Consider the following 12,451-nt stretch of genomic DNA (forward strand, 5'->3'; position numbering starts at 1 on the left):
TTTCACAGCAGGCCCGATTGCAAGACGTCACCGGCCAGCCCCGCGACCACCGGGACGATGCCCAGGCAGACGAATGCCGGCAAGAAACAGAGCCCGAGCGGCCCGGCGATCAGCACCCCGGCCCGCTCGGCGGCCGCGGTCGCCGCGTGTGCGGACTCGTGGCGGGATTGATCGGCCAACTCGGCGACGCCGCGGGCCAGCGCCGCGCCCGACGCGGCCGAACGCCGCGCCAGCCGCAGCAGGGCATCGATTTGCGGGTCGACTGACCCGGTCGGCGGAACCGCCCATGCCACAGCAGGATCGGCGCCAAGCGCCAACATGTCCGCGGCGCGGCGCAACACCCCGGCCAGCCTCGGCGGTGCGGACGGGGCGGTCGCGGCCGCTGCCGTCGACACCGCCATGCCGGCTTCCAGGCATACGGCCAGCACGTCGAGGCTGGAGGCGACCGCCAGCGGGTCCGGGCCGCGGCGCGGCGACCTCCCCCGAAATTGGCCGCCGGCCTGGATTCCGGCACGCGCCCGGACCGCCGAGGGGCCGGGGCCGATCCACAGCGCAGCGGCGAGCAGCAGTGCGGTAGTCATGCGCCGACCCGATCCGTTATGCGGTCCGACCACAGCAGCCCCCCGCAGGACAGCATCGAACCGATCACCAGCAGCCAGCCCCCAACGTGCCCGTCCAGCAGAAAGCTCAGCGGTCGCGCCCCGATCAACTGACCCAACAGCACACCGAGCACCGGCAGGGCCGCCAGTATCGTCGCCGTGGCGCGCGCCCCGGCCATGCCCGAGGACACGCGAGCCGAAAAGCGTTGCCGCTCGGCGATATCGCGCTGCGCGGCGCGCATCAGGGTGGCGATCGCCAGCCCCTGGTCGCTGGCCAGCTGCCAGCACACCGCGAGCCGATCCCACTGCGCGGGCAGCGTCGACGATCCTCCCGCGGCCCGCAGGCCGGCCGTGACGTCCGCGCCCAATCGGGCCCGCGCCGCAACCGCCCGCAGCGACGTGCCGACCGCCCCAATGGTTTCCTCGGCGGCGACGTTGAACGCGTGCACCGGGTGCGCCCCCACCCGCAGCTCGCCGACCAGTACGTCGAGGGCGGTTTCCAGGGCCCGGCCCTCATTCACGGCCCGGCGGATCCGGCGGCGACGTCGGTAACGCACGACCACCGTCGCGCCGATCACCCCCGCGGCAAGGACCGCCGTCCAGGACAGCAGCACGACGGCGGCCGCGGCAAGCGCGCAGGCGACGCAGGCAACCGCGCCCCCAGCGGCCGGGGGGCGGCGAACCCGCGCCGGTCTCGGCAGCCGGCCCCGCGATGTCGACGGAAGCACCAGCAGCGCAAGGGATAACAGCAGCGCGCCAACCGCGAGGCCGGTCATGCCGGCATCCGGCCGCGCAGCAGGCGATGCAGGTCGCCCGCGTCGTCCGTCATGCCCCGGTCGGCGTGCCACACGGTGACCGCCCGCACCTGCCCGTCGACCTGGCGCAGCACGGCGATCTCGCCGAGCCGACGGCGACCGGTCCGGTCCCGAGTGACGTGCAGCAGCACCTGCACCGCCGCGGCCAGCTGACTGTGCAGCGCCGCTCTGCCCAGGCCGCCGAGCGCGCCCAGCGCCTCCAGCCGGGCGGGAACCTCGCCCGGATTGTTGGCGTGCACCGTGCCCGCGCCGCCGTCGTGGCCGGTGTTCAGCGCCGCCAGCAAATCGACCACCTCGGCGCCCCTGACCTCGCCCACCACGATGCGGTCGGGCCGCATCCGCAACGCCTGCCGGACGAGTTCACGCACGGCGACCTCGCCGACGCCTTCGACGTTGGGGCAGCGCGCGACCAGCTTGACCAGATGCGGATGCCGGGGCGCGAGCTCGGCGGCGTCCTCGACGCAGACGATCCGTTCGGTGGCCGGCACGGCGCCCAACATTGCGGCGAGCAGGGTGGTCTTGCCGGCGCCGGTGCCTCCGCTCACCAGGAACGCCAACCGTGCGGCGATGATGTCGCCGATCAGCGCTCCGGCCCGCGGATCGATCGCGCCCGCCGCGGTCAGGGCCGCCAAATCCTGAGTGGCCGGGCGCAATACGCGCAGCGACAGGCAGGTGCCGCCGGCCGCGACGGGCGGCAGCACCGCGTGCAAGCGCACCGCGAACCCGCCGGCGCCGATGCCGGTCAGCTGGCCGTCCACCCAGGGCTGGGCGTCGTCGAGGCGCCGGCCGGCGGCCAGCGCCAGCCGCTGCGCCAGGCGCCGCACCGCCGCCTCGTCGGCGAACCGAATGCCGCTGCGCCGCAACCCGTTTCCATCGTCGACCCAGACCGCGTCGGGCGCGGTCACCAGGACGTCGGTGGTGCTGTCCGCGCATAACAGCGGTTCGAGGATGCCGGCACCGGTCAGCTCGGTTTCCAGCAAGCGCAGGTTGGCCAGGACCTCGGTATCGCCGAGCATCCCGCCGGACTCGGCCCGGATCGCTGCGGCCACCACGCTCGGCCGCAGCGGGACCGATTCGGCTGCCAACCGCTCGCGCACCCGCTCAATCAGCGAGCCGCTCACGCCGCCAGCCCCTTCCGCCCCGCGGGCAGCACCGCGAGCACCCGGCGGGCCGCCGCGGTGAGCGGACCGCGGCGTCCCAACCGCAGGCCGCCGCGCTCCAGCTGCCGGACCAGTTGCGGCTCGGCCCTGATCGACGCGAGCAGCGGCAGGCCGGTGACGTCGGCGATCTCGGCCGCCCGTAATCCGCCCGGCGAGGGGCCCCGCACGACCAGCCCGAGATTGGGATTGATCGCGGCGAGCGTCGGGCCCATGGCCGCGGCCGCCGCGCAAGCGCGCACGTCGCAGCGGGTGACCACGACGACGAGGTCGGCGGCGTCCAGCGTGGCCTGCGTTGCGTCGGTGAGGCGGCGGGGAAGGTCGCAGACCACGGTGACGCCGCCGCGGCGCCCGGCGTCGACGACGGCGTCCACCGCCGCGCCGCCCACCTCGGACCCGCGCCGGGTGCCGGACAGCAGGCTGATTCCGCCGTGCCGCGGCAGCGCCTCGCGCACGGCCGGCCAGTTGAGCCGGCCACCCTGCAGCGCCAGGTCGGGCCAGCGCACCCCGGGTGTGCTCTCGGCGCCCACCAGCAAGTCGATGCCGCCGCCCCACGGGTCGAGGTCGATCAGCAGGGCGTCGCCGGCGGCCTGCGCGACCGCGACCGAGAGCACCGACGCGCCGGCTCCGCCGCAGCCCCCGATGACGGCGACGACTTCGCCGCGCGGGGTGTCGTCGCGCGCGGCTTCGCCGGCCTCAGCGAGCTCGCCGATCAACTCGCGCTCTTGGTCGGGCAGCTTTAGAACGTGTTCAGCACCGACCGTGACGGCCGCCGCCCAGGTCGCTGTCGAAGGTTCGGCGATCGTCAGGACTGTGACATGGGCGCGCCTCGGCAGCACCGCCCGCCCGCACCGCTCCGCCGCCGACCCATCCAACACCACCGCGGCGGCGGCCGACCATGCCTTCCGGCCCACCGCGGACCCGCCGGCGTGGACCACCCGAACGCCGACCGCGGCGGCCACCCGATCCAATTCGTCGCGCAACTCCGGGTCCGCCAGCACCGCCAGCACGCCCGATGAAGCCGCCGCTTTCGGGCGGATGTTGCTCGTCACCAACCCACCTTGCGGGGCCGTGACCTTGGCACACCAGTCCCAAAGCCGGATTTGGGGATAGAGACGCGAGTGTGTACAAACGCGTCGCCCGGGAGCTCGGCCGGGGCGGATGGGACGCTTTCCCGCAACGCCCGGCGGCCAATGCGTCACGCCCGATTGCGGCGGGAAAACTTACCCCAGAAAAGGGACGACCCCCGCCAGGGGGGGAGGAGGCGAGGGTCGTCGTGTATCAGCCCCGGGGGGTCGGGCTGATGCACCCTCGGCTCAGGCCGAGTAATGCTTACTATACACATGACAGTCCGCACTAACGCAAGTAGTTGTTCTTACGAAAGGTGCGTTGAGCCGCAAAAATACCGAGAGTATGTTCTTGGGCCCTTCGTGAGCGGCCGTTTTGGGCCTAACTCCACGGCGCCGTCGGACCGCCGACCTATGCTGGATCGGTGACCGTCTCCGACTCGGCCGCGCGGCAGCAAACCTCACCGGAAACACCTGCAACCACCGCTCCTCGCGCCCGCACAGCCGCCTTCTTCGACCTGGACAAAACCATCATCGCCAAGTCCAGCACGCTGGCTTTCAGCAAACCCTTCTTCAACCAGGGACTGCTCAACCGCCGCGCCGTGCTCAAGTCCAGCTACGCCCAGTTCATCTATCTGCTCTCCGGTGCTGATCATGACCAGATGGACCGGATGCGCATCCACATGACGAACATGGTCGCCGGTTGGGACGTGGAACAGGTCAAGTCGATCGTCAACGAGACGCTGCACGACATCGTCACCCCGCTGGTGTTCGCGGAAGCCGCGGACCTCATCGCCGCGCACAAACTCTGCGGCCGCGACGTCGTCGTCGTCTCGGCGTCCGGGGAGGAGATCGTGGCGCCCATCGCCCGGGCGCTCGGCGCCACGCACGCGATGGCGACCCGGATGGTCGTCGACGACGGCAAGTACACCGGCGAGATCGCGTTCTACTGCTATGGCGAAGGCAAGGTGCAAGCGATCCGCGAGCTGGCCGCGCGCGAGGGCTACCCGCTGGAGCACTGCTACGCCTATTCCGACTCGATCACCGACCTGCCGATGCTCGAGACCGTCGGCCACCCCAGCGTGGTCAATCCGGACCGCGCCTTGCGCAAAGAAGCCGCCGAGCGCGGTTGGCCCGTGTTGATGTTTTCCCGCCCGGTGTCGCTGCGCGACCGGATCCCGGCACCCTCGGGCGCCGCGATCGCGACTACCGCCGCAGTTGGCGTCACGGCGCTCGCCGCCGGCGCGGTCACATACTCGTTGCTGCGCCGCTTCGCCTTTTAGCCGCGCAGCAAACATGCAATTCGGGCAATAGATTTTTGCTTCGCATTTAGGCCTTGATGTGCTAGTGGACTAGTAGTACAAAGGAACCACGGAAGCCCGGTGAGGCCAAGGTCGATCCGGAAGAGAAGGATCGTTCTCCCGAACCTGGCGCCCAGCACGGAACCCGGCACCCACGCGGAGTCATAGCCGCGATAATGGCAGAAGTGTTGCGGGCCTGCGTAATTGCGAAAAGTGAAAGGCGTCGACGGCCCTTTGGGTGGGGTTGCAGCCGGAAGCATCGCAAGATCGCCGAGGCCAACCCACGCAGCCCAGAAATGCACGCTTGGTAACCGAGTTCCGTGCTAGCGGGCGGCGGACCGAATAATTCGGGACGTCGCCCGCTTTACATTTGTGAAACAAATTACGCGCCACCGATTTCGGTGCCATCGGCTATCGATTCGGCAGCGATTCGGCGATCGACAAAGCCTCCTGCGCGCCGGCCTGAAGCGCTCGGCAACACAGCACCAGCCAGGCGCCGACGCCGTCCGGTGTGCCGTCGGCGAATCCGCGTGCGGCGTCGCGGTAGTCGGCCGGCTGCCGCATCCAACTGACCTCGGGCACGCCCAGCCCGTGCGGGTCCAGCCCGCTGGCGATCGTCACCAGCCGCGACACGGCTCGCGCCACCACGCCGTCGGCGCTGCCGAACGGCTTGAGGGTCATCAGCTCTCCGTGCGCGACGGCGGCCACCACCGGTGCCGGCGCGGACGTACGGCCCGTCACCAATTCCGCCAGCAACTCCAGCCGCGGCCCAACCTCGGCGTCGGGCCGAGGACGCCCGAGCCGATCCTCGTCGACCTGATCGGCCGCCGCGAGCACGTGCAGGCGGGCCAGCGCCTGCAACGGCGCGCGTTGCCAGATCCCGACCAACGGCCCTCCCCCGCCCTCCAGCGCCTGGGCCACCCGCAGCGCCCCGCCGAAAACCGGCTCGCTGACCTGCGCGGCGTCCGCCAGATCGTCCAGCCGCACCGGACCGCCATCGAGCACCGAGGACGCGCGCGCCGCGCGCAATGCCGCTTCGGCGGCCGTCACCGGCCAGCGCCGCAGGTTGGCCGGGTGGCGATGGGCGCGGCCCAGCGCGTCGCGGGCCCGGTCGCTGGCCTCGGCGACGCCGGGAAGTGCCAGCAGCGGGGCCAGGGGGTCAGCGGTCACAGGTTGCCAACCTATCGGGGACGGGGAATTGCCTCCAACAACCGGCGGGTGTACTCGTGGGCGGGCCGGGTGAACAGCTCCTCGGTGGGCGCCTGCTCCACCACCCGGCCGGCCCGCATCACCAGGACGTCGTCGGCGATCTGCCGGATGACCGCCAGGTCGTGGCTGATGAACAGGTAGGTCAGGCCCAACTCGGCCTGCAGGTCGGCCAGCAGGTCGAGGATCTGCGCCTGCACGAGCACGTCGAGCGCCGAAACGGCCTCGTCGCACACCAGCACCTCCGGCCGCAGCGCCAGCGCCCGCGCGATCGCCACCCGCTGCCGTTGGCCGCCCGACAGTTCGCGGGGCAACCGGCGCAACACCGACGACGGCAGCGCGACGTGGTCGACGAGCTCGCGCACCGCCCGCTCGCGCTGCTTGCGATCACCGACGCGGTGGATCCGCAGCGGCTCCTCGATGGCGCGAAACACCGAATACATGGGATCCAAACTGCTGTAAGGGTTTTGGAACACCGGCTGCACGCGCCGGCGAAACGCCAGCGCCGCTTCGCGGTCCAACGCGTCGTCGATCCTGGTGCCGTCGAAAACCACGGTGCCCGAGGTGGGTCGCAACAGACCCAGCACCATCCGCGCCAGCGTCGACTTCCCCGACCCCGACTCGCCCGCGATCGCCAGGGTGCTCGCGCGGCGCAGCCGAAACGACACCGCGTCGACGGCACGAAACTCCGACCGCCGCCAGGGCGCCCCGCCCGCCTCCCGGTAGACCTTGGTCAGTTCCGAGGCGACGAGGATGTCCTCGGCGGGCTCCGCCCGGGTGCGGGACGGTGCCGGTGTCAGCGACGGGGCGGCGGCCACCAGCCGTCGGGTGTATTCGTGTCGGGGCTCCCGCAGGATAGCTTGCGCCGCACCGGATTCCACCACCACGCCGCGATGGACGACGATCACCGACTCGGCCCGTTCGGCGGCGAGCGCCAGGTCGTGGGTGATCAGCAGCAGCGCGGTGCCGAGTTGGTCGGTGAGCCCCTGCAAGTGGTCGAGCACCTGCCGTTGCACGGTGACGTCGAGCGCAGACGTCGGCTCGTCGGCGATGAGCAGCTTGGGCCGTCCGGCCAGCCCGATAGCGATCAGCGCGCGCTGGCACATGCCGCCGGACAGCTGATGCGGATACCGGCCGACCTGTTTGACCGGATCCGGCATGCCCGCCTCGGCCAGCAACTCAATTGCCCGGCGCCGCGTCTCGCGGGTATCGGTGTTCGCCCGCAACGCTTCCCGGATTTGGAAACCGACCTTCCACACGGGGTTGAGGTTGGTCATCGGGTCTTGTGGCACGTAGCCGATGGCCCGGCCCCTGATCGAGCGCAACAGCCGCTGGTCGGCGCCGGCGATGTCGCGGCCGTCGAACACGATGCGGCCGGCCGAGATTCGGCCGCCGGGCGGAAGCAGGCCGAGGATCGCGGCGGCCGTCGTGGATTTCCCGGATCCGGATTCGCCGACCACCGCGACGGTCTGACCGCGCAGCACGGTCAGGTCCACGCCGCACACGACGGGCGCGTTCGCTCCGAACCGGACCTCCAGGCCCTCGACCGACAGCAGCGGCGCCCCGTGCGTGCTCATGCGCGCAGCGCCCGCGACGCCGGGTCGAGGGCGTCGCGCAGGGCGTCACCCATCATCATGAACGCGAGCACCGTAATCGCCAGGGCGCCGGCGGGATAGAACAGGATCGGCGAACCGGCCCGCAGCCGGGTTTGCGCGACGTTGATGTCGCCACCCCACGACACCACCGTCGTCGGCAGCCCGACCCCGAGGTAGGACAGCGTCGCCTCGGTGACGATGAAGATGCCCAGCGCGATGGTCGCCACCGCGATCACCGGGCCCAGCGCGTTGGGCACCGCGTGGCGCACCAAAATCTGAAACCTGTTCAACCCCAAAGCCTTCGCGGCCAGCACATAATCACTGGCGCGGACCTCGAGCACCGCACCGCGGGCGATCCTGGCGATCTGCGGCCAGCCGAACAGGGCCAGGATGGCGATCACCGTCCACACGGTGCGGTGGTGCAAGACCTGCATCAGCACGATGGCGGCCAACAGCAGCGGCAATCCGAAGAACACGTCGGTGACGCGGGAGACCACCGCGTCGACCCAGCCGCCGTAGAAGCCGGCGAGCGCCCCCAACGCTCCCCCGACGACGAACACCACCAGCGTGGCGCCCAGCCCGACCGAGACCGAGGCGCGCGCTCCGTAGACGGTGCGCGCGTAGATGTCGTGGCCCTGCAGATCGGTGCCGAACCAGTGCATCGACGACGGCCCGAGCAGGCTCTGGGCGGGATCGGCATAGCTGGGGTCGACCTCGGTGAACAACGCCGGAAACGCCGCCACCCCAACGACGAACAGGATCAGGGCAGCGGCGACGAAGAACTTCGGCCGCCGGCGCAGCTTGCGCCAGGTATCGCCCCAGAAGCCGGAGTGCTCATCCATAGCGGATCCTTGGGTCCAGGGCCGCGTACAGCAGGTCCACCAGCAGGTTGGTGACCAGATAGATTCCCACCAGCACCGTCACGATGGACACCACCGTCGGCGCCTCCTGCCGGGTGACCGCCTGATACAGCACGCCGCCGACGCCGTGGATGTTGAAGATGCCCTCGGTCACAATGGCTCCGCCCATCAAGGCGCCCAGGTCCGCGCCCAGGAAGGTCACCACGGGGATCAGCGAGTTTCGCAAGATGTGCACCGTCACCACCCGGGGCCGCGACAACCCCTTGGCGGTGGCGGTGCGGACGTAGTCCGCGTGCGCGTTCGCTGCCACCGAGGAACGGGTCAACCGCACCACGTAGGCGAATGACACGGCGCCCAACACGATCCCGGGCAACAGCAGTCGCCCGAATGTCGCCCGTTCGCCGACGGTGACGGGCGCGATCCCCAACCGCACGCCGAACACGAACTGCGCCAGGAAGCCGAGCACGAAAATCGGGATCGCGATGATGATCAGCCCGGCGATCAGCACCGTGGCGTCGAAGATGCCGCCCTGGCGCAAGCCTGCGATCACGCCGAAGCCGATCCCGAGCACGGCCTCCACCACCAGGGCGATCAGCGCCAGCCGGATGGTCACCGGAAAGGCATGTGCCAGAACCGAACTGACCGGCAGCCCGGAGTAGGCGCGGCCCAGGTCGCCGCGGAAGATGCCGCCCAGGTAGCGCAGGTACTGGACCAGGAAGGGATCGTCGAGGTGGTAACGGGCGCGCAGCGCGGCGGCCACCGCGGGAGTCAGCGGCCGGTCCCCGGCGATCGCGGCCACCGGGTCACCCGGTAGCAGGAAGACCATGCCGTAGATCAGCAGCGTGGCGCCGAGGAAAACCGGCACCATGACGGCGATCCGGCGCGCGATGTACCAACCCATTTCAGGCCTTGACGATGTTCTCGTAGTCGGGCATGCCGTTCCATGTCACCGTGACGCCCCGCACCGCGGACGACCAGCCCAGCACGGCGATGTAATACCAGAGCGGCACGGCCGGCATGTCGTGCAGCAGGATTCGCTGTGCGGCGTTGGCCAGCGTGTCCGCCTCCGGCAGGCTGGGCGCGGCCTCGGCGGCGGCCAGCGCGGTGTCGAATTCGCGGCTGGAGTATCCGACGTCGTTGGACCCCGCACCCGTCGCGTACAGCGGGGCGAGGAACTCGATCATCGACGGGTAGTCCCCGATCCAGCCGGCGCGGAACGCGGTGTCGATCGTGTGGTTGGTGATCAGGGTGCGGTATCCCGCGAAGGTGGGGTGGGGCGCACCGGCGGCATCGATGCCCAGCACGTTCTTGATGCTGTTGGCGACCGCGTCCACCCACTCCTGATGGCCGCTGTCGGCGTTGTAGGCGATCAGGTAGCGGCCGCTCCACGGCGAGATCGCATTGGCCTGCGCCCAGAGCTGGCGGGCCCGTTCGGGGTTGAAGTCCAACGCGTCGTTGCCCGGGATGTTCGGATCGAACCCGGGTAGGGACCGGGCGGTGAAATCGCGTGCCGGGCTGCGGGTCCCGTTGAAGATCTGCTGGCAGATCTGCGGGCGGTTGATGGCCGCCGACAACGCCAACCGGCGCAGCCGGCCCTCCTCGCCGCCGAAGTGCGGTAGCCGCAGCGGCGTGTCGAGCGACTGGCTCACCGCGACCGGACCGCTGGCGAAGTTACCGCCCAGGTCTCGCTTGTAGATCGTCAGCGCGCTCGACGGAATCGTGTCCAGGACATCCAGATTGCCGGACAGCAGGTCTGCGTAGGCGGTGTCCAGGTTGCCGTAGAACTCGAACCTCAGGCCCTTGTTGTGCGGCTTGCGGTTGCCGTGGTAGCCGGGGTTGGGCCTCAGGTCGATTTTCACGTTGTGCTCCCACGCCGGCCCGTCGGGTCCGTCGGAAAGCTGGTATGGGCCGTCGCCGACGGGGTTGCGTCCGAACGCCGCCATGTCCCGAAATGCCTTGTCCGGCAATGGATAGAACGCGCTATGGCCCAGCCGCAGCACGAAGTCGACGGTCGGCGCCTTGAGCCGCACGCTGAACTCGAGATCGTTGACCACCCGCAGCCCGGACATGGTGGTCCGCTTTGCACCGGCACCGGCGACCTCGTCGAACCCGTCGATCGGGCTGAAGAAGTCCTGCTGCAGTTGGGCATTGGTGCTCAGCGCCCCGTAGTTCCACGCGTCGACGAACGAGTGGGCCGTCACCGGCGAGCCGTCGGTGAACTTCCAGTCCGGTTTGAGCAGGATCCGGTAGTTGATGTTGTCGGTGGTCTCGATCGACTGCGCCACTTCTGGCGAAGGTTTGCCGGCGGCATCGTAGGACACCAGGCCGGCGAACAGCCGATCGAGGATCCGCCCGCCCAGGCTGTCGGTGGTACCGGTCGGAATCAACGGGTTCGGCGGCTCCCCACTGTTGACCACCACCAGATCGGGGCTGAGCATGCCGCCGCCGCAGCCGGCCAGCGTCCCGGCCGCCAGCATCCCGGCGGCAAGGACGGCCAGCGCGGCCCGCATCCGACGCATGGCAGCGACCCTAAGGCCTGCGGCGCCCCCGAACCGAACGGGCGCGCCTGGTCGGCGATAGCGAACCGGCGCACCGCGTCGCCGCTAGGATGACGCTGTGACCTCGCACGAAGTCGGCGTTCAGGTCGGATATCTGGCGGCGGTGTTGGGCGTTCCAGCTATCGGTGTGGTCTGTCTGATAATCGGGTTGCGCGCGCGCAGCGCGCGGGCCGTCACCGCCGGCCCCCCGGATTCGCCGCAGTCGCGGCCCGCGAAGTGGGCCACCACGCTGATCGTCGTCGGCGCGGTGCTGCTCACCCTGGGTGCGCTCGGAATCGCGGGAAACCTCGTGCGACTGAACAAGCGGAGCCTGTTCGACGCCGACAAGTCCATGCCGGTGGGCCAGTGCATCGACCAAAACGAGTTTCTCGCAAGGACTTTCAGTTCGAGTCCGGCCAACGACTGCGCGAACCCGGCCAACACCTATCAACTCGCCTACAAGGGCAGCCCCACTGCGAACTGCCCGGACGGCAAACGCGATAACTCCGTCTACAGCCGATACACCGACGACTCCGCCACCCTGTGCTTCGCGCTCAACCTTCAGCAGGGCCACTGCTACCAGCTGACCAACGGCGCCGAAAACCTGACGATGAGGCCGGACGACTGCGCCGAGCCCCAGCCGTCACTGGACCGAGTCGTTCAGCGCTTCGACGGCAGCACGGACACCGCACGGTGCGCGACCGGCGACAAGGCCATCGCTTATCCGGTGCCGCCGCGCGTCTATTGCCTCGCACGCACCTGACCGGCATCAACCCGCGGTGACGGGATGGACCTCCAGCCGGCACGCGTCGATGGCGGCCGGCACGGTGAACACCTGCAGGATGGCCGGAGGGCTGACGGCCAGGTCGGTGTAGCCGGGGCACGGCTTGCCGTCGGCGTCGACGGCGACGCCCTCCACGACCGCCTGGCCCTGCGTCGACAGCGACAGCGTGACCGTCGGCGGGTCGTCGGCGCCGGCGGGCAACCCGCCCAGGTAGCCGCGCGGCGTCGGCTGGGCGTGGAGCGGCGGCCCGCCGCTGCCCGAGTCGACGCTCGGGTAACCGGTGAGCGTGCAGGGGTCCGCGCCACCGGCGAGGGCGAACAGCAGCGTCACACCGCGGTGGCCGACGGCGGCCTGCGTCGGGGAAGCGCTGACGGCGACCTGCTCCGACCAGCACGGCGTCGGCTGGTCGATGGCGTCGGACGGCTCGGCCCACGCGGGCGACCCCGACATCGTCGCCGCCGCGTAAGCCGTTGCGGCCGCGGCGAAGCTGAAGGCTCGTCGCCGCGTGTGCAGTCCCGGCACATCGGTGA

Annotated in this window: 12 protein-coding genes; 2 read left to right on the plus strand and 10 right to left on the minus strand. The window is 70.4% G+C overall.

The features are described from left to right. Nucleotides 1–2: 2 nt before the first annotated feature. The 4 genes from A5712_RS20075 to ssd are packed head-to-tail and all read right to left on the minus strand — an operon-like array spanning nt 3 to nt 3,572. Entirely contained in the window at nt 3–581 is a 579-nt protein-coding gene (locus A5712_RS20075; protein ID WP_156766665.1) for a type II secretion system F family protein, read from the minus strand. Beyond that, nucleotides 578–1,375, minus strand: coding sequence for a type II secretion system F family protein (locus tag A5712_RS20080; protein WP_068108597.1), 798 nt, complete (start codon nt 1,373–1,375; stop codon nt 578–580). The genes A5712_RS20075 and A5712_RS20080 overlap by 4 nt, the downstream gene beginning before the upstream one ends. Beyond that, on the minus strand, nt 1,372–2,535 hold the full coding sequence (locus tag A5712_RS20085) for a TadA family conjugal transfer-associated ATPase (RefSeq protein ID WP_068108600.1): 1,164 nt from the start codon (nt 2,533–2,535) through the stop codon (nt 1,372–1,374). The genes A5712_RS20080 and A5712_RS20085 overlap by 4 nt, the downstream gene beginning before the upstream one ends. Beyond that, nucleotides 2,532–3,572, minus strand: a complete 1,041-nt coding sequence (ssd, locus tag A5712_RS20090) for a septum site-determining protein Ssd (RefSeq protein ID WP_082973543.1) — start codon at nt 3,570–3,572, stop codon at nt 2,532–2,534. Before ssd ends, A5712_RS20085 begins: the two co-directional genes overlap by 4 nt. Nucleotides 3,573–4,063: 491 nt before the next feature. Between ssd and A5712_RS20095 the strand changes: the two genes are divergently transcribed. Continuing rightward, nucleotides 4,064–4,921 carry an HAD-IB family hydrolase gene (locus A5712_RS20095; protein WP_068108608.1) on the plus strand — a complete coding sequence of 286 codons (858 nt, stop codon included), beginning with the start codon at nt 4,064–4,066 and terminating at the stop codon, nt 4,919–4,921. A 429-nt stretch (nt 4,922–5,350) separates the two neighbouring features. Here A5712_RS20095 and A5712_RS20100 read toward each other — a convergent pair whose 3' ends face one another. Genes A5712_RS20100 through A5712_RS20120 form a run of 5 tightly spaced genes read right to left on the minus strand, consistent with a single transcriptional unit; the run spans nt 5,351 to nt 11,119 of the window. After that, the gene (locus A5712_RS20100) at nt 5,351–6,109 is read right to left on the minus strand and encodes an oxidoreductase (RefSeq protein WP_068108610.1); all 759 of its coding nucleotides are present in this window, start codon (nt 6,107–6,109) and stop codon (nt 5,351–5,353) included. 11 nt (nt 6,110–6,120) lie between these two features. Further along, nucleotides 6,121–7,722, minus strand: coding sequence for an ABC transporter ATP-binding protein (locus A5712_RS20105; protein WP_068108614.1), 1,602 nt, complete (start codon nt 7,720–7,722; stop codon nt 6,121–6,123). Further along, nucleotides 7,719–8,582, minus strand: coding sequence for an ABC transporter permease (locus tag A5712_RS20110; RefSeq protein ID WP_068108617.1), 864 nt, complete (start codon nt 8,580–8,582; stop codon nt 7,719–7,721). The genes A5712_RS20105 and A5712_RS20110 overlap by 4 nt, the downstream gene beginning before the upstream one ends. Beyond that, the gene (locus tag A5712_RS20115) at nt 8,575–9,501 is read right to left on the minus strand and encodes an ABC transporter permease (protein ID WP_068108619.1); all 927 of its coding nucleotides are present in this window, start codon (nt 9,499–9,501) and stop codon (nt 8,575–8,577) included. The genes A5712_RS20110 and A5712_RS20115 overlap by 8 nt, the downstream gene beginning before the upstream one ends. A 1-nt stretch (nt 9,502) precedes the next feature. Further along, nucleotides 9,503–11,119 (minus strand): ABC transporter substrate-binding protein, encoded by a 1,617-nt coding sequence (locus tag A5712_RS20120; RefSeq protein ID WP_068108623.1) that lies wholly within the window; start codon nt 11,117–11,119, stop codon nt 9,503–9,505. Nucleotides 11,120–11,216: 97 nt separating this feature from the next. On the opposite strand from A5712_RS20120, the gene A5712_RS20125 reads away from it, so the two are divergent. Further along, nucleotides 11,217–11,900 (plus strand): hypothetical protein, encoded by a 684-nt coding sequence (locus A5712_RS20125; protein ID WP_068108625.1) that lies wholly within the window; start codon nt 11,217–11,219, stop codon nt 11,898–11,900. Between the two features lie 6 nt (nt 11,901–11,906). On the opposite strand, the gene A5712_RS20130 is transcribed toward A5712_RS20125, so the two are convergent. After that, nucleotides 11,907–12,371, minus strand: a complete 465-nt coding sequence (locus A5712_RS20130; protein ID WP_068108628.1) for a DUF4232 domain-containing protein — start codon at nt 12,369–12,371, stop codon at nt 11,907–11,909. Between the last annotated feature and the right edge of the window lie 80 nt (nt 12,372–12,451).

Source organism: Mycobacterium sp. E2327 (genome assembly GCF_001672675.1).
Classification (GTDB): Bacteria; Actinomycetota; Actinomycetes; order Mycobacteriales; family Mycobacteriaceae; genus Mycobacterium.

Excerpts from the sequence above, each read along its gene's own strand:
- A5712_RS20075 (WP_156766665.1), bottom strand. The coding sequence starts at position 581 with ATGACTACCGCACTGCTGCTCGCCGCTGCGCTGTGGATCGGCCCCGGC.
- A5712_RS20080 (WP_068108597.1), bottom strand. The coding sequence starts at position 1,375 with ATGACCGGCCTCGCGGTTGGCGCGCTGCTGTTATCCCTTGCGCTGCTG.
- A5712_RS20105 (WP_068108614.1), bottom strand. The coding sequence starts at position 7,722 with ATGAGCACGCACGGGGCGCCGCTGCTGTCGGTCGAGGGCCTGGAGGTC.
- A5712_RS20110 (WP_068108617.1), bottom strand. The coding sequence starts at position 8,582 with ATGGATGAGCACTCCGGCTTCTGGGGCGATACCTGGCGCAAGCTGCGC.
- A5712_RS20115 (WP_068108619.1), bottom strand. The coding sequence starts at position 9,501 with ATGGGTTGGTACATCGCGCGCCGGATCGCCGTCATGGTGCCGGTTTTC.
- A5712_RS20120 (WP_068108623.1), bottom strand. The coding sequence starts at position 11,119 with ATGCGTCGGATGCGGGCCGCGCTGGCCGTCCTTGCCGCCGGGATGCTG.
- A5712_RS20130 (WP_068108628.1), bottom strand. The coding sequence starts at position 12,371 with ATGTCGGGGTCGCCCGCGTGGGCCGAGCCGTCCGACGCCATCGACCAG.